Annotated in this window: 22 protein-coding genes and 1 tRNA gene; 12 read left to right on the forward strand and 11 right to left on the reverse strand. The window is 34.7% G+C overall.

Features of this window, described 5'->3' with window-relative positions; genetic code table 11:
* Positions 1-10: 10 nt before the first annotated feature.
* Together rplK and QWY78_RS12135 are read right to left on the reverse strand one after the other, a co-directional pair.
* Entirely contained in the window at positions 11-454 is a 444-nt protein-coding gene (gene rplK, locus QWY78_RS12130; protein ID WP_290220174.1) for a 50S ribosomal protein L11, read from the reverse strand.
* A gap of 219 nt (positions 455-673) precedes the next feature.
* Positions 674-2,323, reverse strand: coding sequence for a T9SS type A sorting domain-containing protein (locus tag QWY78_RS12135; RefSeq protein WP_290220176.1), 1,650 nt, complete (start codon positions 2,321-2,323; stop codon positions 674-676).
* 433 nt (positions 2,324-2,756) lie between these two features.
* Between QWY78_RS12135 and QWY78_RS12140 the strand changes: the two genes are divergently transcribed.
* From QWY78_RS12140 to QWY78_RS12150, 3 genes are all read left to right on the forward strand, one after another.
* Positions 2,757-4,007 carry a site-specific integrase gene (locus tag QWY78_RS12140; protein ID WP_078677551.1) on the forward strand — a complete coding sequence of 417 codons (1,251 nt, stop codon included), beginning with the start codon at positions 2,757-2,759 and terminating at the stop codon, positions 4,005-4,007.
* 83 nt (positions 4,008-4,090) lie between these two features.
* Complete coding sequence (locus QWY78_RS12145; protein WP_113664067.1) at positions 4,091-4,654, forward strand: Crp/Fnr family transcriptional regulator; 564 nt, start codon at positions 4,091-4,093, stop codon at positions 4,652-4,654.
* Between the two features lie 60 nt (positions 4,655-4,714).
* Positions 4,715-5,044: a DMT family transporter gene (locus tag QWY78_RS12150; RefSeq protein WP_113664068.1), complete on the forward strand. Its 330-nt coding sequence runs from the start codon at positions 4,715-4,717 to the stop codon at positions 5,042-5,044.
* A gap of 127 nt (positions 5,045-5,171) precedes the next feature.
* Here QWY78_RS12150 and QWY78_RS12155 read toward each other — a convergent pair whose 3' ends face one another.
* From QWY78_RS12155 to QWY78_RS12170, 4 genes are all read right to left on the reverse strand, one after another.
* Positions 5,172-5,453: a helix-turn-helix domain-containing protein gene (locus QWY78_RS12155; protein WP_034979496.1), complete on the reverse strand. Its 282-nt coding sequence runs from the start codon at positions 5,451-5,453 to the stop codon at positions 5,172-5,174.
* Positions 5,450-5,794: a helix-turn-helix domain-containing protein gene (locus QWY78_RS12160; RefSeq protein WP_246163252.1), complete on the reverse strand. Its 345-nt coding sequence runs from the start codon at positions 5,792-5,794 to the stop codon at positions 5,450-5,452. The genes QWY78_RS12155 and QWY78_RS12160 overlap by 4 nt, the downstream gene beginning before the upstream one ends.
* 52 nt (positions 5,795-5,846) lie before the next feature.
* Positions 5,847-6,230: a hypothetical protein gene (locus QWY78_RS12165; protein ID WP_078677548.1), complete on the reverse strand. Its 384-nt coding sequence runs from the start codon at positions 6,228-6,230 to the stop codon at positions 5,847-5,849.
* A 506-nt stretch (positions 6,231-6,736) separates the two neighbouring features.
* Positions 6,737-7,195, reverse strand: a complete 459-nt coding sequence (locus QWY78_RS12170) for a DUF3408 domain-containing protein (protein WP_113664112.1) — start codon at positions 7,193-7,195, stop codon at positions 6,737-6,739.
* Between the two features lie 527 nt (positions 7,196-7,722).
* On the opposite strand from QWY78_RS12170, the gene mobA reads away from it, so the two are divergent.
* The 8 genes from mobA (at position 7,723) to QWY78_RS12210 (ending at position 19,393) form a co-directional block, all read left to right on the forward strand.
* Entirely contained in the window at positions 7,723-8,157 is a 435-nt protein-coding gene (mobA, locus tag QWY78_RS12175; protein WP_290220198.1) for a conjugal transfer protein MobA, read from the forward strand.
* A 3-nt stretch (positions 8,158-8,160) separates the two neighbouring features.
* Positions 8,161-9,429, forward strand: coding sequence for a conjugal transfer protein MobB (gene mobB, locus QWY78_RS12180; protein ID WP_290220200.1), 1,269 nt, complete (start codon positions 8,161-8,163; stop codon positions 9,427-9,429).
* 217 nt (positions 9,430-9,646) lie between these two features.
* Positions 9,647-9,853, forward strand: coding sequence for a helix-turn-helix domain-containing protein (locus QWY78_RS12185; RefSeq protein WP_059333863.1), 207 nt, complete (start codon positions 9,647-9,649; stop codon positions 9,851-9,853).
* Positions 9,853-12,555: a DNA methyltransferase gene (locus QWY78_RS12190; RefSeq protein WP_276284685.1), complete on the forward strand. Its 2,703-nt coding sequence runs from the start codon at positions 9,853-9,855 to the stop codon at positions 12,553-12,555. Before QWY78_RS12185 ends, QWY78_RS12190 begins: the two co-directional genes overlap by 1 nt.
* A 20-nt stretch (positions 12,556-12,575) precedes the next feature.
* Positions 12,576-15,197, forward strand: coding sequence for an AAA family ATPase (locus tag QWY78_RS12195; RefSeq protein ID WP_290220212.1), 2,622 nt, complete (start codon positions 12,576-12,578; stop codon positions 15,195-15,197).
* A gap of 1 nt (position 15,198) precedes the next feature.
* The gene (locus tag QWY78_RS12200; protein WP_276284687.1) at positions 15,199-16,224 is read left to right on the forward strand and encodes a virulence RhuM family protein; all 1,026 of its coding nucleotides are present in this window, start codon (positions 15,199-15,201) and stop codon (positions 16,222-16,224) included.
* Positions 16,225-16,227: 3 nt separating this feature from the next.
* Positions 16,228-18,189 carry a DEAD/DEAH box helicase gene (locus QWY78_RS12205; RefSeq protein ID WP_070565619.1) on the forward strand — a complete coding sequence of 654 codons (1,962 nt, stop codon included), beginning with the start codon at positions 16,228-16,230 and terminating at the stop codon, positions 18,187-18,189.
* Positions 18,182-19,393, forward strand: a complete 1,212-nt coding sequence (locus QWY78_RS12210; protein ID WP_276284689.1) for a GIY-YIG nuclease family protein — start codon at positions 18,182-18,184, stop codon at positions 19,391-19,393. The genes QWY78_RS12205 and QWY78_RS12210 overlap by 8 nt, the downstream gene beginning before the upstream one ends.
* A 230-nt stretch (positions 19,394-19,623) precedes the next feature.
* Here QWY78_RS12210 and QWY78_RS12215 read toward each other — a convergent pair whose 3' ends face one another.
* The gene (locus tag QWY78_RS12215; protein WP_290220221.1) at positions 19,624-20,118 is read right to left on the reverse strand and encodes a hypothetical protein; all 495 of its coding nucleotides are present in this window, start codon (positions 20,116-20,118) and stop codon (positions 19,624-19,626) included.
* Between the two features lie 275 nt (positions 20,119-20,393).
* Between QWY78_RS12215 and QWY78_RS12220 the strand changes: the two genes are divergently transcribed.
* Entirely contained in the window at positions 20,394-21,011 is a 618-nt protein-coding gene (locus QWY78_RS12220) for a hypothetical protein (protein ID WP_290220223.1), read from the forward strand.
* 218 nt (positions 21,012-21,229) lie between these two features.
* On the opposite strand, the gene nusG is transcribed toward QWY78_RS12220, so the two are convergent.
* From nusG to tuf, 4 genes are all read right to left on the reverse strand, one after another.
* Complete coding sequence (gene nusG, locus QWY78_RS12225; RefSeq protein WP_290220225.1) at positions 21,230-21,772, reverse strand: transcription termination/antitermination protein NusG; 543 nt, start codon at positions 21,770-21,772, stop codon at positions 21,230-21,232.
* A gap of 15 nt (positions 21,773-21,787) precedes the next feature.
* Positions 21,788-21,991, reverse strand: coding sequence for a preprotein translocase subunit SecE (gene secE, locus QWY78_RS12230; protein ID WP_290220227.1), 204 nt, complete (start codon positions 21,989-21,991; stop codon positions 21,788-21,790).
* Positions 21,992-22,004: 13 nt separating this feature from the next.
* Positions 22,005-22,075 (reverse strand) — tRNA-Trp (locus tag QWY78_RS12235).
* 54 nt (positions 22,076-22,129) lie between these two features.
* A complete protein-coding gene (gene tuf, locus QWY78_RS12240) occupies positions 22,130-23,317 on the reverse strand; it encodes an elongation factor Tu (RefSeq protein ID WP_290220229.1) in 1,188 nt (395 codons plus the stop codon).
* Positions 23,318-24,708: the final 1,391 nt, after the last annotated feature.

The following is a 24,708-nucleotide window of genomic DNA, read 5'->3' on the forward strand; positions in this document are numbered from 1 at the left end:
TCTATAAGTTTTAAGCGTTAGTTGGTTTAGTTCCTGTTACTCTCAATCCCATAGATCTTGCAGTTCCGGCAACCATTGTAAGGGCACCATCGATGGTAAAGCAATTAAGATCAACCATTTTATCCTCAGCAATTTTCTTAACTTGATCCCAAGAAACAGAACCTACTTTGAGTCTGTTTGGCTCACCTGAACCTTTTTTCTGCTTAGAAGCATCTAAAAGCTGGATTGCCACTGGTGGAGTTTTAATAACGAATTCAAATGATTTGTCTTCGAATACTGTAATTACTACAGGTAAAACTTGTCCCGGTTTGTCTTGAGTTCTTCCGTTAAATTGCTTACAAAACTCCATAATGTTCACCCCGGCAGAACCCAAAGCTGGACCTACTGGTGGAGATGGATTAGCTGCTCCTCCTTTTACTTGGAGCTTCACCATTTTAAAGACTTTTTTAGCCATTTTTATTTTTTAAAAAATTAAATAATTTATGAATGTGGAAGCATTTATAAATTTGTACAGCAGTGTCTCATCTCACTACTCTACATTTCGGATTGCAAAATTAAGAATAATTTTTTAATACGCAAGCGGTAAACGACTGATTTTTAATGATCATTTAAAATTTATAAAAAAAACCCGCTTCTAAAAAAAAAGCGACTCCCGTTCCTAAGAAAGGATTGTTTAATTGGTAACCATAATTTTTTTGGTTATTTTTTCTTTTCCTGAAGTGATGGTCAATAGATAAATCCCTTTAGAAATAGGCATCGGAATATCCAAATTACCCGAAACCGTTTTGAAATTTTTGATAAAAACAGTCTTTCCAGAAAAATCAGTTACAGAAATTTCGGCGTCGTTAAGAATCGAGTTGGTTCTAATTTTAAGCAATTGATTGACTGGATTTTCAATAACCAACTGTTGCAATGCGTTTTGTTGCACGCCCAGCGTTCCACTATCGGCGTAGATTTCGTTTAACGCAAATTGTACATTTTCGGGGTTAAAGGTGACGTGATTTTCATTGACGGTCGGGATGGAATAGGCTGCAAATGGTGTTGTTATATTGGAGGGAATATTCGCATAATAATTAGTAACAGTACTCAAAGCCATGCCGCTCGTTGCGGGAATAAAATTAAAATAACCAATCTTTAAATTTGCCAAAAACTCATTAAGCAAAGGACTATCTCCGGTACTTGCTGCCAATGCACTAATATCAAATCGACCACCTGGTGCGGTATCCAACCCTGCCGATGTTGCTGGCGATTTTGAGCTCGCACCACTTTCATAACCTGTAAACCAAAATAAAATCCATTGTTGTCCCTTAAAACGACTGACTTCTATAGTTTGGTTAGCAATAGGTGTATAATTTAATTTAATGATTGCACGCTGCGTACTTGATGCATTAAAAGTATGATCCATGATATTCATCCCTGGTGTCCCGGTTGTGTTCCCATTGCCTGCACCATTAATAATAGCGACATTTCTGGTGGTTATGGGAAAACCCATGCTATTCAATTCAGTTTGGAAAGCGGTTCTAAAGTTAGGACTTCCAATTGGCAGCAATGAGGCGGCTGTTGTTTCAAATTCAGTTGCACTCCCTGCTTTCAGATGTCCTTCAAAATGATCAAGCAACATTTCTTTAGCTGCGGGCGTTTTCAGCATACTATTGACCAACTCTTGCATGGTCACATCGCCGAGTGGACCAAAACCCATATAATTAAATAGATGTTGAAAACCGATCGGAACATTGGCTCCCAAATGGGGAGAATCAAAAGAAATATAAAGTCTCGTATCTGGATTTAAACTATTTTGTTCCATATAGCGCAACGCATACCGGGAGATCAGCCCGCCCATACTTGGTCCTATCACTACATTTTTTGCAGATCCAACTTTTTGAGCATTAATCACTTCAATTAAATCCAGCAAGAGCATTGCGTTTCTTTGAATATAATCGGTACCGCCATCAATAACTGTAGTGGTACCAGCTCGGGTATATCTTGGAAAATTTAGAACAACCAAATCGTATCCTTGCGCACGAACAACATCACCCAGGTTTTGTCCGTTTCCGTAATTTAATAATTGATAGATTTGAGAAGTATTACGAGCATCACCAGGATCAAAACCATCTAGTAAAATGATCGGTTTATCTAAAACGCCATCGACCGTATCCAGAAAAACTTCAAATTCGCCGAAGCCAGCGAAAGCAGAAGCCTCACCATAGCCTTTGTAAGTGCGAGAAGAGGTAAAAGTATTGACTACGTTAGGCGTCAAAGCAGAGCCTTTATTCAGCGTACTATAATTCTGGTAGTCAACATTAATAATGAAAGATTGCAACAATACTGCACCATCTGCAAAATGAATTTTATATTGTATTGTTGGTGTACCATTGGAAAGAGCCTCGATATGAAAAGGTTTATCGAACTCAATCCTGATCCAATTTTTATTATTTTCTATTTCAATAAAATCTATTTTTCGTGAAGTAGTATTAAAAATGAGGTCTTTTTTTAAAATAAAGTTTCAGTAAAAATACATCAAAGATTAATAACAGGCAAAACGGTTGTAAATAAAGGCTTTACAGCCGTTTTATGATTTTTTGGTAATGAGGTAAAAAGCAGTAAAAAGCGAGGTTTGGCAAAAGTAAGGTTACTAAAACGTTACTTTTACATATTATAAACAATCATTTAAAATACTGTATTTCAGCTTTCTGCATAGTTTTTCATATTGTTCCGTAGCTCACATAGGTTTAATTTTATCATTAAGAATTGTGAGTATGGAAACGACAAAAAAATCAACATTTAAGGTATTGTTCTACCTTAAAAAGAACGCCCCAAAGAAAAACGGAAAAGTTACGGTTATGTGCAGAATTACCGTAAACGGCAAACAGTCTGCATTCAGTACAAAGCTGGATATTTCCGCAACAAATTGGGATTTGAAGTACGGCAGGGTTTTAGGTAAAAGCCGAGAAGCACAAGACACAAACAAGAAACTTGACAAAATTCGTTCGGGTATTGAGGAATGCTATTCCAAAATTCTAAAGAATGAGGGGGCTGTAAACAGTGCTAAACTTAAAAATGCCGTTCTTGGGATGGAAAGCGGAGAACTGACCTTTTTCAAATTCTATGAACAGTTCCTATTGGACTATGAGAAAAAGGTTAATAGTGGACTTCGGGTAAATGGCACACGCAGTAAATACAAAATACTTTTGAAACATCTTCGAAATTTTGCACTTACAAAATACGGCTATTCCGATGTGTCCTTTAACGACCTTACACCTGATTTTGTGCAGGACTTTGATTACTACCTGCGTGACGACCAAAGTTTAACACACAACACCATTTGGCTGTATATGATTGGATTTACTACGCTTTGCCGATTGGCAATGAGCAGAAAGCATCTTGCTTTTAATCCGTTCAGCGAGTACAAGAATACCAAAAAGGATAAAGACCGTGGCTATCTGCTACGGAACGAATTGGAACAGCTTGTAACGTTCAACTGCGAAAAAAAGAAAGACGAATTGGTTAAAGACCTGTTTGTTTTCAGTTGCTTTACAGGGCTTTCGTATTCGGATATAAAAGGACTTAAAAACAGCAATATTCAGGAGTTTTTTGACGGCAATCAATGGATTATCGTCCGCAGGAGAAAGACAGCCACATCGTCTAATGTAATGCTATTGGATATTCCCAAAATGATTATCGAAAAGTATGCAGGGCTGTCAAAGGACGGCAGGGTTTTTCCTGTTCCGTCTAACAGTTCCTGTAACGATAGATTAAAAGGAATATCCCAACAGATTGACTGTCTGAAAGAAAAGAAAGTAACTTTTCATTTGGCACGCCATACGTTTGCCACGTTGTTTTTGAGCGAGGGCGTTCCGTTGGAAAGTTTGAGCAAAATGTTAGGACATAAGAATATTGCTACCACACAGATTTATGCCAAGATACTTAACGAGAAAGTCGGAAAGGATATGCAAAAAGTATCGCACAAATTTAAGGGTATGGAGCAGTCTTTTATTTCACAGCTCTGAAACCACCAAAGTGATTATTGAAAGCCAATGTTATAGACTGAATTGGCTTTTTTTTGTACTTTAGCGAGTAGAACTGCTAAAAAATGAATCCTTTAATTACTCAATTTAAAACATACGGGAATATATCATCTGAAATAGAATCCGATTTCAATATTCGTGTTAAACTCTTTCAAAAAAGAAAAGGGGATTTCTTCTTAAAGCAAGGACAAATCAATTCAAGTCTTTTTGTTATTGAACAAGGATTGATTAGGGCATTTTTTAAAAAAGAAGATAAAGAAGTGAATACTTGGTTTGGGATGGAAAATGAGTTGATAGGTTCTATTTTACCTTTATATTTTAATCAACCGTCCTTTGAATATATCCAGTTTTTGGAAGACAGCATTATCTATTCTATCTCCAGTGATGACTTGAACGATATGTACAAAACATACCCCGAATTAAATTTGATTGGGCGAAAAATTGCAGAAAAACTTTGTGAAATTTTAGAAGAACGGATAATTGCACTACATACCGAAAGCGCAGAACAAAGATATAAGGCATTAATTCACAAAAGCCCAGAAATAGTGCAAAGAATTAATTTAGGACATATTGCATCTTATCTTGGAATTACTCAAGAAACTTTAAGCAGAATAAGAAGTCGATTTTGATGTAAGTCAAAAAAATGCATTAAATGGTTAAGTAATTTTGCGTTCTAAATCAGAAACAAAATGAAATATCTATTTTTAGCACTTGCGATTATTCTTGAAGTTATCGGTTCAAGTTTTATGAAAGCATCCAACGGATTTACTAAAATCATTCCAACAAGCATTACAATTATTGCGTATATCGTCTGTTTTTTCTTTTTATCACAAGCATTAAAACATATTCCCTTAGGAATTGCTTATGCTATTTGGGGTGGTTTAGGGATAGTATTAACTGCAATTATCTCTGTTGTGGTATTTAAGCAATCTTTAGACTTACCTGCTATTATTGGAATTATATTGATAGTATCAGGCGTATTTGTAATGAACTTCTTTTCAAAAACAGCAACCCATTAAAAAATGTGGGTTATTTGAAATTAATAAAACAGGGTTAACAGATATCTAAAAAAATAAAACAGCCCACTGCTTAAGCAGTGGGCTGTTTCTTTAATTGACCGATACAGTTACAGTTTCACACAATCAGCTAACGCTGATAGTTATCTTCCAACACCTTAATAATATCGCTTTCACGAAACAAAATTTTCCGTTCGAGCTTGATAAAAGGTATCAGTCCGTCATCTCTGTACTGTTGCAACGTCCGTTTGCTGATATGCAACATCTCGCAAACCTGTTCGCCCGAAAGGTAGATTTCCCCTTTTAAGAGTGGGTGGAAATATTCCCTGATATACAGCAGTTCGTTTTTGATGCCTACCACAGCTTCGAGCAAGGCAAGCATATCTTCGTTTGAATTTCCAATCTGTTTCATTTCTTTTGCTTTTTTAATGGCCGCTCTCCCTGCATAAGTAACTCCACTTCGGATAATCTGAAATACGTTTTCCGATTAATTTGCGTTGCTCCAAGAATGCCTTTTGCCCTATACGTCTGCAACGTTCTTTTGCTGATGTTGAGCAATTGGCAGGCTTCCTGTTGGTCGAGCCATTTCGTTGCCTGTTGCAGTGCTTTGTAGGGTGTAGTCATTTCCGCTATCAAATTGGAAACTTCCTTAACTTCCCTATGCAATGCTTTCAATATCTGAATGTCTAAAACTGTTATTTCCATATCTGCATCATTTAAACCTCTAAAATAAAAGCTATTCACATAGGTCATTTTAATGTTGCATCCGATGGCGGTATTTGGCGTACAGTTGCCAAATACTAGGCTATAATCCTAACTTTGGTTTCTTACTTTTAGGACGAGACTGTTGCGTTATGATTGTATTGTCCATTTTTAAAGCAGGCTTTTTATTGGTCTGTATAGCCTGATTTTTTTCTTCATTTTTGAAGTCCGAACGGATAAGCGTTTTTGTCGCACCTATTATGCTTTCAGGTTCGGAAGTCTGCTTTTGTTGTTCAGTACGTTTTCCCCCGAATAGTCTGTTCCAATCTATTAAGCCTTTGGCTTCCCTGAACTGACGTTTTAAATTAGCGATGAAATTGGAAATCGGGTCGCTCTGTTTATCAACCTGTATCAAAGGACTATGTTCTTTTTTTCTGATTTGTTCTTTCTTTTTCTGCTCTTTGTCAGGTATTACTTTTTGTGCCATAGGTTCAAAATTTTCCCCCAATATAGAACACAATGGAATGTATTGTTTTCTTTTGGCATTATATGGCAGTATTTGCCTTATATTGGCACAATATGAATAGAAAGTAATCCTCAAAACACTTTAAATTTTCCTTGCAAAGCCCTCACACATTTAAAGAGTTTTGTACGGATAAAGGAAAGCATACAAAAAACACCCTATCCTTAGCCTTTACATGTTTTTTGTACCCTTTTTTTGATTGGAATGGATTAAAAAACAATAAAAAGGTAGCAAAGATAAGGCGGACAGCCACCGCACCACCCAACCAAAAGACTACGGCATAATGGCAGGGCAAAAGGTGGCTTCTCCGAGTTTGTTGTGTGCCCTGCCACCCTTCGGGACTTATTCCGTTTCCTTTTGGTTTTTCCCCTGTCCGCCTTGTTAAAATGGCTTTCTTTTTTTTCTGTTTTTTTCTTTTGGAAAATAATTTTAAGAGGGAGCAACGCATCGCACCTGACAAAACACCATAATCAAAACAGCGGTTTGTGTTTCTCGTTGTAGATTTCGCTAATCAATTCCCCAAACTCCTGAAAATGGTATTCGATAATGTTATCTAAATACGCATAAATCGTAAGCTTGTCAATTCCCATAATATTGGTTAGTCTGTTAAATGTTTCGTGGTGTTCCTGCCGTACATAGACCGATTTGCCTTTGCTTGCATTCCTTTTAGGGATTTTAAAGAACTCTACGCAATAATCCTCTTTCGTCAGCTTCTTTGGTTTTGAAACGGTTCTTTTGGTGTTGCCTGCAATCGGTTTTGTATTTTCTGTTTCTACAGATTTTTCGCCTGTTTCGATGGCAGTAAGGTCATCCCTATGCGGTAAAGTGTTCTGCTCTTGTTCAGGTTCTTTCTTTTCATCAGTTAGGAAATTTTCAATAGAGAAATCCTCCTTTTCGGGTTGCTGATTTTTGTTTTCTTCGTGTATCATGTCTCTCATTTTTAATATTATATCCAATTAGCTGTTTGGTTAACTAAGCAATCAACTGTATATACTGTTGTATCTACCTATCTACCTAAGCACCTGCATACCCTTAATTGGGTAGTTCATTAACTCAAAAATCTGTAATTCGTCTGCAGATTTGCTGTCGGGATTTATGCTGTTTAGTTACTTCATTAAGGATATAACCAATCAGCTAGCTAGCCATATACAAAGGAAATAAAAGCAGTCCCAATCTGCCTTAAGGTGGTATTCAGTGGCATCATTTGGCGTTCATTGTCATTGTTATAAATAACTGTTATTCAAATAGTCTTGCCGAAATTTGTAATGGAAGCTATGGGTTTTCCCTGCTAACTCCAATCCGTTTGCAAAACGGATTTTTCTGAACCCTTGTTCAGAGCAAGTTATCTCTTGAGGTCCTCGAAATGAATTTCGGCACCTCAAAAGCACTTGCCCTTGCAGGGGGCTGGAAACGGCTCCGAAGTCGCACGTTTATTAAAAATTAAAAATGGATTATTATGGAAGAGAAAAACAGAAAACAGATTAGAAAAACAGGAAGAAAACCAAAGAATGACCCTGCCGTCAATCGGTATTCCATTAACCTAAATGCAGAAGATAATGCAAAGTTTCTTGCACTTTTTGACCAATCAGAAATGAAAGTAATCGCCCATTTTATTACAGCCTGCATCTTTCAGAAGACGGTAAAGACCGTTAAAATTGATATGGATGCAATAGAATATCACGAAAAGTTGACCCGATTTTTTAGCCAATTCCGAGCAATCGGAACAAATTACAATCAGATTGTGAAGATATTGTACCGTAATTTTTCAGAGAAAAAAGCAGGAACATACCTTTTTAAATTGGAAAAGGAAACCATTGAATTGGTAAAAGTTACTAAACAAGTTATCCGTTTGACACAAGAATTTGAAGCAAATTATCTGAAAAAAGAATAAAATATGATTGCGAAAATCGGAAAGGGAAGCAATATGTATGGTGCGATTTTGTACAATCAACAAAAAGTAGATAAGGAAAACGGAGCGGTTCTGTTGCTGAACAAGATACCCGACACAGTTGACGGTAAGTATTCTGTAGCTTATTTTAATAAATGCTTTGATCCATATTTATCAGCAAATATCAAAACAGAAAAGACGGTACGGCATATTTCGCTGAACCCAGATCCTGCGGATAAAGTCAGCGATGAACAGTTTGCCGAAATGGCACAAGAGTATATGGAGCGTATGGGCTATGGCAATCAGCCTTATATTGTTTTCAAGCATACGGACATTGACCGAACACACATCCACATCGTTTCGACCTGCGTTAGGATTGACGGTAAGAAAATCCCCGACGATTACGACCACTCACGTTCAATGGCAATCTGTCGGGATTTGGAACAGAAATATAATATGAAAAAGGCAACTGAACAAGAGCAGAAACAAGCCAATAAAGTTTTCAAGCCTGTAAATCATAAAAATGGCGACATCAAAAGCCAAATTGCTTCGGCAGTACGGCATCTACCAAAGTATTATAACTTTTCTACTATGGGTAGTTACAATGCTTTGCTGTCGCTATTCAACATCACAGCGGAAGAAGTCAAAGGCGAGCGGAACGGTCAGACGGTAAATGGATTAGTTTATGTGGCATTGGACGAAAACGGAAACAAGGCAAGCAATCCGTTCAAGGCATCGCTTTTCGGAAAAGATGCAGGCGTTCCACAACTGCAAAAACACTTTGAGCAGTCCAAAGAGAAAATGAAAACCACACCTGTAAGGTCTGTTCTGAAAAATACGGTGGAGCTTGCCATACATACTACAAGCAACGAAACAGATTTTAGAAAGCAGTTGACCGAGCAAGGTATCAATACAATTGTTCGCAGGAACGACAGCGGACGGATTTACGGTATTACTTTTATTGACCACGAGAGCCGTAGCATTTGGAACGGTTCGGCTTTAGATAGAAGCTTGTCAGCAAACGTATTTAACGAATGGTGGAACAGCGGAAACAACCCCGAATTAAAGATACAGGATAACCCTGTTTCCAAGGCAAATGAAATAGACAACCTACCGACAAAAGACCTTTTTGAGTTTCTTTCAAATGAGCATTCGTCTAATTCTGATTTGGGATTGTTCAGCTTGTTACCCGATGTACAGGGCGAGGACTACGAAGAAGAACAGTTTGATAAACGGATGAAGAAAAAGAAGCAATACCCTCGTCAAAAAAGATAATCGACTTGTTCCGTTTTTTGTTCATAATGCGTCATTATAGAGCCAAGGATAGGTTTCGCCCTTTTCTGCTACATCTAAACAAAATAACCACATTATATACACAGTTTTTTGAGATACAATTAAATAATTTCACTAATTTAGCGACAGACAAATTAACGTTTGAAATACGCAAAGCAATTCAATGAGACCTTTTAAAAAGGTACAAAACCGAATTACAATGAACAGAATTAAGGAAGTGTTGGAACAAAAGGGAATTAAGCAAACTTGGTTGGCTGAAAAACTCGGGAAAAGCTACAATATGGTAAACGCTTATGCTCAGAACAGGCAACAACCGAGATTGGAAACCTTAATGGAAATAGCGGATATTTTGGACATAGACGTGAAAGAATTGCTAGTTTCCAACAAACCTGAACAAAATAACTAATGAAATCAACTGAAATAAAACATAACGTTGAGAACCTAATTGACAACTTCTCAAAAGAAGAATTTGTCTTTGATTTGCTGGTTGCATACGGCATTTCTAAAACATCTGTAACACGACTAAAAAAAGGAGACTACAATTTATCCAAAGTTGATGGAGAAATACTATACAAAAAGAAAATATTCTTTAAAATTGAAGCATCTAACAAACTGCTGAGTAGTATTGAAGAGGTTGCAAAAGAAGAGCGAATCTTAAAACATCAACCTAGATTTGCAATTCTTACCGACCATAAACAAGTAGTTGCTAAAGACCTGAAATTAGGCAAGAACTTAGATATTCAATTAAAAGAATTACCCAATTACTTTGATTTCTTTTTGCCATTAGCAGGTAGCGAAGTTTATAACGCTTCCAACAATAATGAAGCAGACAGAAACGCATCGTACAAAATGGCTTCTTTGTATGATTTGTTGATTGATGAAAATCCGAGTATCTACAATTCAAAAGAAAGTATTCACAACCTCAATATCTTCTTGTCCCGTTTGTTGTTTTGTTTTTTTGCAGAAGATACCGAGATATTTGAGCAAGATAGTATTTTTACCAATACACTAGCTCAGCATACTGCGGAAAACGGAAAAGATACCCATACATTTTTAGATGATTTGTTTGCCCGTTTAGATAGCGAAAGCGGAAAAGATTATCCCGACTTTTTAACCAAATTCCCTTATGTAAATGGAGGATTGTTTAATCAAAAAATAAACTCGCCCCTGTTTACCGCAAAAGCAAGAAAAACTCTTCTTGAGTTAGGTGAATTACAATGGAAAGACATTAACCCTGATATTTTTGGGTCAATGATACAAGCGGTAGTAATTCCTGAATACCGAAGCGATTTAGGAATGCATTACACTTCTGTAGAAAACATCCTAAAACTGATTAAACCTCTCTTTCTTGATGAACTCTATGAAGCGTATGAAAATGCAACCACAGTAAACCATTTAAGAACACTCATCAAAAGAATTTCAAAAATCAAATTCTTTGACCCTGCTTGTGGTAGTGGAAATTTCTTAATCATTACCTACAAGGAAATACGCCTTTTAGAAATCAAGATTTTAGAAAAAATTACAGATTTAGAAGGACAAAGTCCAACTATAAAATGGACTGAGATACAGCTTTCGCAATTTTATGGCATTGAAATAGACGATTTTGCCCACGAAATGGCAATACTCTCACTTTGGTTAGCAGAACATCAAATGAACAAAGTGTTTGAAGAACGATTGTTTGATTACGGAAAATCGAAACCTATATTACCATTAAAAGAAGCAGGACAAATAAAACAAGGTAATGCTACAAGAAGAGATTGGAATGAGGTATGCCCAATTTCTTCAACAGATGAAGTATATGTGATTGGGAATCCGCCTTATTTGGGTTATAGCCGACAAGACGAAACCCAAAAGGAAGATATGAAAATCGTCTTTTCACGAGTAAATAACTATAAAAAACTTGATTACATAGCGTGTTGGTTTTATAAGGGAACCAATTACATTCAGAATACAAAAGCTAAATATGCTTTTGTAACCACCAATTCTATAACGCAAGGGGAACAAGTAGCTTTATTGTGGCCATTAGTTTTGAGTAAAGGACAAGAAATTGACTTTGCACACCAATCTTTTAAATGGACGAATAACGCCAAAGGAAACGCAGGAGTTGCAGTAGTAATAATAGGGGTTAGAAATATTGATGGCACAGACAAATTCCTTTACAATCAAAATCTAAAGCAAAGTGTAAAAAATATAAGCCCTTATTTAGCAAATACCTCGAATGTTTATGTTATACCGAGAAATAAAACTTTAAGTAAATTATCCCCAATGATTAAAGGAAGTTCTCCCGGAGACAATGGTAATTTACTATTAGACCAAGAGGAAAAAGACAAAATAATATCGAAAAACCCAATTACTGCAAAATTTATAAAAAGATATATTGGAGCATCCGAGTTTATAAAAGGAACGAACAGATATTGCATACACATAACAGAAGATAACGTTAAAGAAGCATATAAAATTAAAGAGCTCGCTGAACGATTTGAAAAGGTAGAAATTTTTAGATTAAATAGTAAAAAGCTAGCTACAAAGAAGAAAGCAGAAACGCCTCACTTTTTTGACGAAGATAAACATCAAGAAGGAGAATTTATTTTGGTTCCTCAAACAGGTTCTGAAAGAAGAAACTATATTCCGATAGGTTATTTTGATGATTCATACGTTCCTTCAAACGCCACAAGAGTGATATATAAAGTTCAGCCGTGGCTTTTTGGTGTTATATCTTCAAGAATGCATATAGTTTGGGTAAAAGCTGTTGCAGGAAGATTAAAAATGGATATGCAATATTCAAATACTCTTTGCTACAACACCTTTCCGTTTCCAGACATCACAAACAAGCAAAAGGAAAATTTAAATCTTTATGTTTTTGCCATATTAGATGAGCGAGCTAAACATCCAAGTAAAACAATGGCACAATTGTATAATCCAACCACAATGCCCAAAGGTTTGCTACACGCACATCAAGAATTAGATACTGCTATAGAACAATGTTATCGTTTGCAACCTTTCAAAAACGACACCGAGCGTTTGGAATACTTGTTTAAACAGTATGAAGAAATGTTGCAGAAAGACACGCTTTTTGCGAAGCAGAAGCAATCAAGAAAAAAGAAATAATGATATTTAAATAAGTAGAAATGCCAATACTGAAAGACATAATAGATTGGGTAGAAAACAAGCCTTCATTTTGGCAAGTAGCTATTGACCGATTAATCCGAAATAATGAACTAACGAATACCGATATTTCTGAACTAAAGGAAATCTGTAAGGTTGATTTTAAACTTTCTGAGTTTGAATTTGATGCTGTTGACTTTGATGATTTGAGAGATTTTGCGGATAACTCTGCAAATGATGGCAATATCATACTTTCCAAAATCAAAAACATTGATAACATTAATGCTTTATCTAAATCTAGTGAATTGGAGTTTGCACCAAATGGGCTAACTATTGTTTATGGAGATAATGGTTCAGGAAAATCTAGTTATGTAAGTATTTTAAAGCATTCTTGTAACACAAGAGGTCAAAAACCTAGAATGAATGACAATTTGTTTGATCCTGCTTGTGCAGGAAATGATAAAAAGGCAGACATAGAATATACCTCTGATGGAATAAATTTCACAACTGTTAATCTTATCAATGGAACAGTAAGTGAAAACACATTAAAAAAAATTGATGTATTCGATACCTTTAGTGCAAATCATTATATCGAGGGAGAAGATGAAATAGCTTTTATACCTCAAGGGCTATCTATTGTGGAAAAATTGGCAGAAGCTGTAAAAAATATTGAAACACAATTAAGCATAGAGCTTTCCAATCCCTCAATGCGAAAGTTTGACTATGAACTATTAGAAGTTCCAGAAGGAACAACCGCAAAATTATTTCTTGAAAAACTAAACTTAAACTCAACTTTAAATGAATTGCGAGCAGAATCAATATGGAATTCTACAAAAAATGCAAGAATTGAAGCTGTTGAAAAGGAAATAGATAAATTAAAAGCAACTGACCCTAAGAAAAGCTTAAAGTCCAACGAAGAGAAAATCAAACGGTTTGAAATTTTAGCAAATAAGTTTCAAAATCTGGAAAACAACTTAATAGGTCAAGCTTTAAATAATCTGAAGGAGATATTAAATAATTTTTGTGTAGCTAAAGAAGCATTAAGGGAATCTTCAAACACAGCATTTTCAGATTTACCAATACAAGGTGTTGGAAATAATGCTTGGAAAATTTTATGGGAAAGTGCAAGGAAATTTTACAACGAAAGCACTCAATCAGAAAGTTTTCCCAATGTCTCAGATGGTAGTAGTTGTCCACTTTGCCTTCAAGATTTAGAGGATGAAGCCAGAGAAAGATTTACTAAATTTGAAGATTTCGTAAAAAATGACATCCAAAAATCATTTGACGAAGCTAAAGAAAAATATGAGTCAGCAATTGAAAATTTGAACAGACTGGAGTTTAATTTTGAAGAACAAAACCCTATTTCTCTTGAATTAAATGAGCTAATTGAAAATTACTCGGAAAAACAAGCCGAATATCTAAATGTACTTTCAGAGCAAAAAGAATACATAGTTGGATTATTTAATTCAATGAAAACCATTGAAGACATTAATGCAATTGAAGTTGACAGCACCCCAAAGACTTTAATTAACGAATTAAATAAATCCTTATCTGAAGTGAATGAAAAATTGAAAGTTCAATCTATTGATGAAGATTTAAAGCCTTTATTAAAAGAGCTAAATCAATTAAATGGTGAAAAGAAAATTTACGAGCATAAACCAAAATTAGCTCGTGAAATTTATCGACAAAAAAGAGTTGGCTTGCTAAATCAATGTGTAGGCAAATGTAACACCCGAACAATCACAACATTAAGCAATGAACTAACAACACGTTATATAAATCAGAATCTTAAACAAAATTTCAAAACAGAATTAAACAAACTAGGTTTTAAAAACATTAAAATAGAAACTGAAACAAAAGGACAAAGAGGAAAACAATATCACTATTTAAGACTTGATGAAAACAACTCAAATAATATTGCTTTAAAAGATATTTTAAGCGAGGGAGAACACAGGTGTATTTCTTTAGCTACATTCTTGTCTGAGTTATCAATTTCAGAACATAAAAGTGCAATTATTTTTGATGACCCTGTTTCTTCACTTGACCACAAATGGCGAAATAAAATATCGAAAAGAATTACAGAAGAAGCTCTTGAAAGACAAGTAATAGTATTTACACACGATATTTCATTTCTTTTAATGATTCAAGAACACTCGGAGAGTTTAAATTGTGCTTTAGATATAAAGAGTCTTACAAGGAAAAAGACGGAAACGGGACTGATAGCTAGTAACCCACCTTGGGATGCTTTACCTGTTGGTAAACGTATTGGACTATTGAAAAGTGCATATCAACAACTAGAGAAAATTGAAAGAACAGAAACTGAAGAAGTATATAAAGAACGAGCTAAAGTTCTGTATGGTAAACTTCGAGAAACTTGGGAACGGTTTATAGAAGAAGTCTTTTTAAATGGTGCAATTCAACGATTTAGTAGAGCTATTCAAACTCAAAGGTTGTCAAAAGTTATCGACTTAACAGACGATGATTACAAACTAGTTGATGCCAATATGAGCAAATGTTCTACCTATTTTACGGGACACGATACGGCAGGAACTTTGATTGAAGAAATGCCTGACTCTGATGAATTCCTTGCCGACTTGAAAGTTTTAGAAGATTACATTAAAGACATTAGGAAAAGAAGACAGTGAAATGAGCAAAGAAAATCAAAATAACGATTTACAGCCTATAAACAACTTTGTTATTTTCAAAACTGAAAATGGTAAAGTAAATATAGATGTTTTTTATCAAAACAAAACGCTTTGGTTAACTCAAAAAACAATAGCTGAACTCTTTGAGAAAGGACGTTCTACCATTACAGAACACCTCAAAAAAATATTTGAAGATGCCGAATTGGATGAAGCTTCAGTATGTCGGGATTTCCGACACACTGCCGAAGACGGCAAAACCTATAAAACCAAATACTATAATTTAAGAGCCATAACAGCGGTTGGCTACAGGGTAAACTCCCAAAGAGCCATTGAATTTAGAAAATGGGCGACTGAAATTTTGCACGAATACATCATCAAAGGTTTTGCTATGGATGATGAGCGATTGAAACAAATCAAACATTTTGGAGAAGATTATTTCGAAGAAATGTTGGAGCGAATCCGTGAGATTCGATTAAGTGAAAGGCGTTTATATCAAAAAATTACAGACATCTACGCTCTTTCTGCTGACTATGACAACAAATCGGAAATAACCCAACACTTTTTTGCTTCGGTTCAAAACAAACTACATTGGGCAATAACTGGGAAAACGGCTGCCGAGATTATTTATACAGAAGCAGATGCTACCAAGATTTATATGGGCTTAAAAACTTGGAAACAAGCCCCTGACGGAAAGATTTTAAAAAGTGATGTAACTATTGCAAAAAATTATTTGAACGTAGAACATTTAAAAGCGTTAGAAAGAATAGTTACTTCTTACTTAGACTTAGCAGAAAACCGAGCAAGGAACAGACAGGTAATGAATATGAAGGATTGGGATAACTTTTTAGTCCAATTTTTGGAATTGGCAGATTATCCTATTTTGAAAGACAACGGCAAAATATCAATGTTGGAAGCAAAGCTAAAAGCCGAAAGTGAGTATGATAAATTCCGTGTGATTCAAGACCAAAATTATATTTCCGATTTTGATAAGGAAATGAGAAAATTAGTAGACAAGAAAAAGAAATAACCAATGCCAAATATAGTACACGTAACATACGACCAAACAGGAAAAAGCAAAAGTACCAATCCTTTGGGCATGCGGGAAATGCAGGAAAAAGCATACGAAGGGAGAACTGCTCAATACTTATTACTTAAAGCACCGCCAGCATCTGGTAAATCGAGGGCTTTAATGTTTATTGCATTGGATAAATTGCAACATCAAGGCATTAAAAAAGTAATTGTTGCTGTTCCTGAAAAATCCATTGGAGCATCTTTTGGCACAACAGAACTAAAAAAATACGGCTTTTTTGCCGATTGGAATCCCAATCCAAGATACAACCTATGTACGCCAGGCGAAGAGAAAAGCAAAGTAACGGCATTCTTAAACTTTTTAGAATCTGACGAACAAATTTTAGTGTGTACACACGCCACTTTGCGTTTTGCATTTGATGGTTTGGACGTAAAAAAGTTGGATGATACTTTGGTTGCTATTGATGAATTTCATCACGTATCAGCAGAAGGTGACAATATCTTGGGACAAGTGTTAAAAAGCATTATGGCAAATTCCAATGCCCATATAGTTGCTATGACAGGTTCATACTTTAGAGGTGATAGTATACCAGTTTTAATGCCAGAAGATGAAGCGAAATTTACGAAAGTAACCTATACTTATTACCAACAATTAAACGGTTATGAGTTTTTAAAGTCGTTAGGGATTGGATATCATTTTTATACAGGTAAATATTTCAAAAAAAATCATGAAACAGGAATTTCTGCTTTAGCAGAAATATTAGATGAGAATCAAAAAACAATTATTCATATTCCGAGTGTAAACTCTGCCGAATCTTCAAAGCTTAAACACGATGAAGTTGACCATATTATTGATGTTTTGGGAACAATAGAATATCAAGACGAAATCACGGGAGTGATACACATAAAAAGTCACAAAACAGGCAAGATTTTAAAAGTTGCAGACTTAGTTCAAGATAATCCAAAATCAAGGGATAAAATAAGTGGATATTTACGTGAAGTAAAATCGGTAGATGATATTGATATTATTATTGCTTTAGGAATGGCAAAAGAAGGCTTTGATTGGCCTTATTGTCAACACGCTCTAACAATAGGTTATAGAGGTTCGCTGACAGAAATTATTCAGATTATCGGTAGAGCTACGAGAGACAGTAATAACAAATCTCACGCACAATTTACCAACCTCATTGCTCAGCCTGATGCTCAAGATGATGATGTAAAATTGTCTGTAAACAATATGTTAAAAGCCATTACCGCATCTCTGCTTATGGAACAAGTTTTAGCCCCAAACTTCAAGTTCAAACTAAAAAAAGATGAGGATGATGAAGACGAAGATGATGAGAAAACTATCAAAATTAGAGGTTTTAAATTACCCACTTCACAAAGAGCTAAAGACATCATTGAGACAGACCTGAATGATTTAAAAGCAAAGTTATTACAAAACCCTCAGATGCTTAAAGCAATGCCGGGTAATGTTGAACCGGAGGTTATCAATACAGTTCTGATTCCTAAAATCATCCGAGAAATTTATCCTGACTTAAGTGATGATGATATTGAAGCAGTTAGACAACACGTAGTTGTGGATTCTGTTATAAAAAATAGTACTATTGAAGAACAAGGCGACAAGAAGTTTATAAGAATGGCAGGTAGTTTTGTAAACATTGATGATATTCATATAGACTTGATAGACCAAGTAAATCCTTTTCAAAAAGCTTTTGAAATTTTATCAAAATCGGTAACTACCCAAGTTTTAAAATTGATTGACGAGCATATTCAGTCTACTAAATTTGAAATGACCGAAGAAGAAGCGATTTTGTTATGGCCAAAAATCAAAGAATGGGTCAAGAATAATAACGGAGAACAGCCAAACATTCAAGCGTTTGACCATAAGGAAAAAAGAATGGCGGAAGCACTAGTTTTTTTGAGAGAACTAAAACGTAAAAAAGCATTGGCAAATGGCTAAGAAAAATTTAACTATAGACGATATTTTTGATGATGACGATTTTGGCTTGTTAGATTCTAAAGCCAAAACTTCGGCTGTGAAAACAGATGAAGAAAGACTTATTGATTCCTTTGAGGAAATAAACTCATTCTTTGATAAAAACAAAAGAGAACCAAATAAATCAAGTATGTCTGAATATGGTTTGATGGCAAAATTGAAAAACTTTAGAGAAAATGAAGCTCAAAAGAAGATTCTAAAGCCATTTGACAGGTATAACTTATTGGGTTACGTTGAATTGGAAAAAGCAACCATTGATGATATTCTGAATGAAGATGATGAACTTGGCTTATTAGATTCAGATAAGGATTTGGACATTTTCAAATTCAAACACACACCAAAACCAGAAGAGAGAGCTGATGCAGATTTTGTTGCACAAAGGAAGCCAATTAAAGAAAAAGAGTTTGAGAAGTATGAAGCAATGTTTTTAAAAGTACATAAAGAAATTAAAGAAGGAAAAAGAAAGATAAAGCCGTTTAAAAACATTGAAAAAAATCTTCACGTAGGCGATTTTTATTTAATGGATGGCATTCTTTTGTATTTGGAATCTGCGAACTTGAAAACAGAAGAAAAAGAATTAGGTTCAGGAAACAGAGTTCGCACAGAAGGACGTACGAGAACAATTTTTGAAAATGGAACTTACAGCAATATGCTTTTTCGTTCCTTAGGTAAGCAAATCCAAAAAAATGGAAAATTGATTACCAATACTTATGAGAAAATCGAACAAGACTTATTTGTCAATACAGGACTTGTAAAGGAAGAAGATGTACAATCAGGTTGGATTTATGTACTGAAATCAAAATCAAGCAACACTCAAATAGCAAACATTAAAGACTTATATAAAGTTGGTTTTGCCAGAAATTCAGTAGATGAGAGAATAAAAAATGCAAAGAATGAAGCGACCTATTTATTTGCGGACGTACAGAAAATTGCGACTTACAAAGTTTATAATAGAAATGCTGACAAACTAGAAGGTCTTTTGCATAGATTTTTTGCAAAAGCTTGTTTAGACATTGACTTGTTTAATGAAAAAGGACAAAGACTAAATCCGAGAGAATGGTTTGTAGTTCCTTTTGAAGTAATCGAAGAAACAATTCAATTGATTTTAAATGAAAATATAGTAAACTACGAATACGACCCTGCTGAGAAAAAGATTAAATTGAAATAAAAGTAAAAAAATAAGAACAGTGCTTTCTATTAATTATGCAACGTCAGTTCGTAAACAAACTGACGTTGTTAAAGCAATTAGAATTTAGATATTGTGAAATAACACTTAAAATTATTTATATTTGTTATGAGCTAGCGGAAACACATTGAAAAGCAAAGCAATAAGCACCGTTACCAAATCGTTACCTGACTTCTTTGATTATCTCTATAAAAGCTTAGTATTCAACCGATTCAGCTTTTCCCTGAAAACTTTAAAATAAATTCAGGCGTATTGCTTTTGGTTTTTGCTAAGATTGGGGCTAATAAATTTATTGAATATCGAATCAAATCATCTTTTGAAAAATCTTTAAATTCCAATTGATTCTTGGAATTAAGCTGCATTTTATTTCTATTCAAAGCATCTGAACGCAATACTTCAAAGTCATTAATTAAAAGTGACAAGGGAATTTGATTTTCGCTAAACCCTTGATCAGCTTGCTGACGCAGAAATTCTAGCTGTGGCATACGTTGCAGAAAATCAGCACGTTGCATTTCATGGTACACTTGCTTAAAATATGCAGACGAAACTTGCTGTGTTTTAAGGTCATGGGCTTTGGATACTGGATAAACTCTGTCATAAAGTATTTTGGTCTCGGTGTGTGCTTCTAGCAAATCGTAGGTCTTGTTTTGTCCAAAACCGAAGGTGTAACTCCAGATCAAAAACAGAAGTGCAATTTTTAGTTTCATAGCATTTATTTTAAAAACTAAGCTACAAAAAAAATATTTTCCCACTATCATTTTTATTTCTTCATTAAAAAAAATGGGTAAATGTCTTCTTAATTAATGGGTTTATTCTAGGTTACCCCATACAATTGAAGCTTGCAGTTTGCTTAAATTTTAAAGATATTTCTATAAAAACAGTGAAATCACGGTAGAAAAATGGGTGTAAAACCTTGATAATTAAACCGCAACTGTTTGGATATTTGTATAATCAAAAATGATTAATAAAAATAAATTCTAAAATGAAAAATCGAACAATGCCCTTGAACAAGAAAAACTTTTTTACCATAATGTTTTTCTTAGTACTTTCCTTATTGATCTTAAATTGCAGAAATAAGGATGATGATGAACCTACTCCACCAAATGTGTATCCGGTTGAAAACCCCCTTTCTGCTTACCTTACAAATTCTGGATTTACCACTTCTACAAACATGGTAAATGTTGGAGATTACGAATTTGGTTTGGTCTTTTCTCCAAATGTTACTGGCAAAATAAATGCAATTACTGTACAAATACCGGATACAAATGCGAGCTTGAGAGTAACCATATGGGATTTTGATACGAAAGCAGTTTTGAGAACTGAAGTTGTAAATGTTTCTGCAGCAAATACGCTTATAACAAAATCTATCGCAGAACTGGCTTTGGTAAAAGACAAAAAATATCTAATCTCGATGAATAGTAACGATTATTATTACAAAGAAAAAGCGGGCGGAGCAAGTGCAACCTATCCTATTGCAGCAGGAAATATAAAATTCACAGGATATCAATGGAGGTCTGGGAGTACACAAACTTTTCCCGCTACGGTAGATGCTTCTTATTATGCGGGCGATTTGAGTTTCGTATTTCAGCAAATAGATTAGGTATCATTTCAAATTCAATAACTGTTGAAAATTTTAAAGTAGTTTCTAGGCATCCTATTGGCTGCTTGTAAAAAAAACGATTTAAAAAGAAATAACTAGCTCTCAAAAAAAGAGATTGACAATAGAATCTATAAACTATCAAAATATATATTCTCATTCACTTTTAAACCAAAAAAAGAACCAAAAAATTTGGTTCTTTTTATTATTTAAAAAATCGATTAAACTTTTTCTACTTGCATAAAGCTTAACTCCATTGGTGTTTTTCTGCCGAAAATCATTACTGAGACTTCAATTTTCTTTTTGTCTTCATGAAGTTTTTCAACCGTACCATTGAACCCATTAAATGGTCCATCAATAACTTTTACATTTTCGCCAACAATGAAAGGAATTGCTGTTTCGAGGGCAAACTCAGAAAGCTCATCCATTCTACCTAGCATTCTGTTTACTTCTGATTTACGCATTGGCACAGGATCACCACCTTTGGTTGAACTTAAAAAAGAAATCACTCCTGGAATATTCTTAATGATGTGTGGGATTTCTCCTACAAGATTAGCCTCTACCATTAAATATCCTGGGTAATAGGGCTTTTCCTTCGGAACCTTTTTACCATTTCTAATCTGGATTACTTTTTCCATAGGAATGACCACTTGAGTTACGAAATCTTCGAAACCATAATGTTTCATTTCGTTCTCAATATAGGCTTTCACCTTATTTTCCTGTCCACTGATGGATTTCAGAACATACCACTTCAAGTCACTCATTTTGGGAAAATAATTTTAATTGAACAGATTGATAAAGAACGAAATAATATTCGCAATAGATTTACTGAACAATGTATCTACACCAAAAGTAAATAAAGCCAATATCACGGTACCAATAGTTACAACTATGGTTGATGATTGCAGCTCAGGCCACTTCGGCCATTCTACTTTGTCTTTGAATTCGGTATAAGAACCTTTAATAAAATCTACTAAACTCATTATCATTAATTTGCACGGGCACAAGGACTCGAACCCTGATCAACGGTTTTGGAGACCGGTATCCTACCATTGGACGATGCCCGTAGATTAAAAATGTTCCGTAAGTTTCCCTACGGAACATTAATTATATTTTAGAAATTAATCAGTGATTTCAGTTACCTGACCAGCACCAACTGTTCTACCACCTTCTCTGATAGCAAATCTAAGACCTACGTTAAGAGCGATTGGCTGTAACAATTCTACAGTAATCGTTACGTTATCACCTGGCATTACCATTTCTACACCTTCTGGTAAGAAAATCTCACCTGTAACGTCAGTTGTTCTTACATAGAACTGTGGACGGTATTTGTTGTGGAATGGAGTATGACGACCACCTTCTTCTTTAGAAAGGATATATACCTCTGCTCTGAATTTTTTGTGTGGTTTTACTGAATCTTTCTTAGCGATTACCATACCTCTCTTGATATCGGTTTTTTCAATACCTCTTAACAATAGACCTACGTTATCACCAGCTTCACCTCTATCTAATATTCTTCTAAACATCTCAACACCAGTAATTGTAGAAGTTAACTTCTCATCACCCATACCTACGATGTCTACAGGATCACCTGTATTAATTACACCTGCTTCAATTCTACCAGTTGCAACCGTTCCTCTACCAGTAATAGAGAATACATCTTCAATTGGCATCAAGAAAGTCTTGTCAACATCTCTTACAGGAAGCTCGATCCAAGAATCAACAGCATCCATTAATTCTTCAATTTTCGCTACCCATTTAGCATCTCCATTCAATCCACCTAAGGCAGATCCTTGGATTACTGGAGCGTTATCTCCGTCATAGTCATAAGAAGAAAGAAGGTCTCTTACTTCCATTTCAACTAATTCTAACAATTCAGCATCATCAACCATATCTACTTTGTTCATGAAAACAAGTACGTTAGGTACATTTACCTGACGACATAGAAGGATGTGCTCTCTTGTTTGAGGCATTGGCCCGTCTGTAGCCGCTACAACTAAAATAGCTCCATCCATTTGTGCAGCACCTGTAACCATGTTTTTTACATAATCGGCGTGACCTGGACAGTCTACGTGAGCGTAGTGTCTGTTTGCAGTTTCATATTCAATGTGTGATGTATTGATGGTAATACCTCTTTCTTTTTCTTCTGGTGCAGAATCAATAGAACCGAAATCTCTTGCAGTTCCAAATCCTTTGTCAGATAATACTTTACTGATTGCTGCAGTAAGCGTAGTTTTACCATGGTCTACGTGACCGATGGTACCAATGTTCAAGTGTGGTTTGTTACGATTAAACGTTTCCTTTGCCATGATTTAAATATTTATTTAATTAATTATTCATTTTTTCGGTGCGCAAATATAGTCATTTTTTGAATATTGAAAACCTTTTTTACAAAAAAAAGTAAAATATTCAAAGATGCAAATTCACATGTCCTAGTATATAACTGAAATACCGGACTGCAAATTTACGGAAAAATATTTATTTGAGAAAATCTTGGCACCAAATTTATCGAAAGATTTAGCTTTTAACCTCTATACTTGCAAAGTGCAATCTACTAAAAACTTAACAAAATCCTATATATTTAAACTATTTTGGAAGAATGTTTATATTTAATGTCATTAAATCATAAAAGATTGCTTAGAATAAAATATAGTCCTCTCTTAAAGCAAATAAGTTGTTTTCTAGAATATCAGATTACGATACTACAAGTGCATTCAACTACTTTTTTAGATAATTCAAACATTTTTACCAATCTTATCATCACCACGTTTATCTGTTATATTCCCTCAAAATGAAAGAGTCTAAGAATGCGAGGGGCAATTCTGCTATTTTTTCCACCAGAACCAAAAATCCGATCTTATCATTCAAATCGTAAGAAATGTGCAGAATATATTCCGTTCAAAAGCGTCTGAATCAATTTGCACAACTGCAATAAAAAACTCTTAAATTTCAAATAGTACCATTTGAGTTATCAATTCCACTTATACCCATTTCGTTCAGATTTATTCTACATTCTGTACAAATGGCAACTTTCACAGCCTAGCTTTCTACCAATTTAAGGTTTCATTATTTTTTTTATCCAGAAAGATGAGCAGCAGAAAATCATCGCAAAAGGTCTTAAAACGCACTGTAAATATTTTAAGAAGAACTGTATTTCATGTCAGACCAAAATTTAAATGCAAAATCTGTGATTAACTATATAAATACTTCATTTTCATAAAATTTGATGAAATAAAATGGACAGACACGCCGCAAAAGACGGAAAACATGGAATGTTACCTTCGTATTTAAGTGAAACCAGTGTGGAATATTCATTTTGGAAATTTGAAACAAGTTGAGATTCTTTGGTTGTAAAGAAAGCTTGTTCCATTCCGAAAACCATTCTATCATAATTAGGGCAATTATTCCAAGTTTTCTCACTGATTCTTAAGAAAATTACAAAACACTAACAAGTACTGACCGACCCCATCAAAAAACGCTTTTCTCTTAATAATTTCATTGAGAAAAAGCGTGTAATTCAATTGAAGTAATAAGAAAAATTTACAATCTAAAAATATAAAATCTGCCATACCATTAAATCTCAAACCTTGGCATATTGAACTTCGGCTACAAAAACCAAAATATCGGAAGACTTAATGTTCAAAACATTTAGCACGTTAGCGCATGAGGAGCTTCATTATTATGGTTCAATTTAGATTTC

Origin of the sequence: Kaistella yonginensis, assembly GCF_030409525.1 — a bacterium.
Lineage (GTDB): Bacteria > Bacteroidota > Bacteroidia > Flavobacteriales > Weeksellaceae > Kaistella > Kaistella yonginensis.

Bases quoted from the DNA above. Each gene is read 5' to 3' on its own strand.
- QWY78_RS12195 (WP_290220212.1), top strand. From the start codon at position 12,576: ATGCCAATACTGAAAGACATAATAGATTGGGTAGAAAACAAGCCTTCA.
- QWY78_RS12190 (WP_276284685.1), top strand. From the start codon at position 9,853: ATGAAATCAACTGAAATAAAACATAACGTTGAGAACCTAATTGACAAC.
- QWY78_RS12205 (WP_070565619.1), top strand. From the start codon at position 16,228: ATGCCAAATATAGTACACGTAACATACGACCAAACAGGAAAAAGCAAA.
- QWY78_RS12200 (WP_276284687.1), top strand. From the start codon at position 15,199: ATGAGCAAAGAAAATCAAAATAACGATTTACAGCCTATAAACAACTTT.
- tuf (WP_290220229.1), bottom strand. From the start codon at position 23,317: ATGGCAAAGGAAACGTTTAATCGTAACAAACCACACTTGAACATTGGT.
- QWY78_RS12215 (WP_290220221.1), bottom strand. From the start codon at position 20,118: ATGAAACTAAAAATTGCACTTCTGTTTTTGATCTGGAGTTACACCTTC.
- QWY78_RS12160 (WP_246163252.1), bottom strand. From the start codon at position 5,794: ATGACCTATGTGAATAGCTTTTATTTTAGAGGTTTAAATGATGCAGAT.
- QWY78_RS12220 (WP_290220223.1), top strand. From the start codon at position 20,394: ATGAAAAATCGAACAATGCCCTTGAACAAGAAAAACTTTTTTACCATA.
- QWY78_RS12165 (WP_078677548.1), bottom strand. From the start codon at position 6,230: ATGGCACAAAAAGTAATACCTGACAAAGAGCAGAAAAAGAAAGAACAA.
- QWY78_RS12185 (WP_059333863.1), top strand. From the start codon at position 9,647: ATGAACAGAATTAAGGAAGTGTTGGAACAAAAGGGAATTAAGCAAACT.
- QWY78_RS12145 (WP_113664067.1), top strand. From the start codon at position 4,091: ATGAATCCTTTAATTACTCAATTTAAAACATACGGGAATATATCATCT.
- QWY78_RS12140 (WP_078677551.1), top strand. From the start codon at position 2,757: ATGGAAACGACAAAAAAATCAACATTTAAGGTATTGTTCTACCTTAAA.
- QWY78_RS12155 (WP_034979496.1), bottom strand. From the start codon at position 5,453: ATGAAACAGATTGGAAATTCAAACGAAGATATGCTTGCCTTGCTCGAA.
- mobB (WP_290220200.1), top strand. From the start codon at position 8,161: ATGATTGCGAAAATCGGAAAGGGAAGCAATATGTATGGTGCGATTTTG.
- secE (WP_290220227.1), bottom strand. From the start codon at position 21,991: ATGAGTTTAGTAGATTTTATTAAAGGTTCTTATACCGAATTCAAAGAC.
- rplK (WP_290220174.1), bottom strand. From the start codon at position 454: ATGGCTAAAAAAGTCTTTAAAATGGTGAAGCTCCAAGTAAAAGGAGGA.
- QWY78_RS12170 (WP_113664112.1), bottom strand. From the start codon at position 7,195: ATGATACACGAAGAAAACAAAAATCAGCAACCCGAAAAGGAGGATTTC.
- QWY78_RS12150 (WP_113664068.1), top strand. From the start codon at position 4,715: ATGAAATATCTATTTTTAGCACTTGCGATTATTCTTGAAGTTATCGGT.
- nusG (WP_290220225.1), bottom strand. From the start codon at position 21,772: ATGAGTGACTTGAAGTGGTATGTTCTGAAATCCATCAGTGGACAGGAA.
- mobA (WP_290220198.1), top strand. From the start codon at position 7,723: ATGGAAGAGAAAAACAGAAAACAGATTAGAAAAACAGGAAGAAAACCA.
- QWY78_RS12210 (WP_276284689.1), top strand. From the start codon at position 18,182: ATGGCTAAGAAAAATTTAACTATAGACGATATTTTTGATGATGACGAT.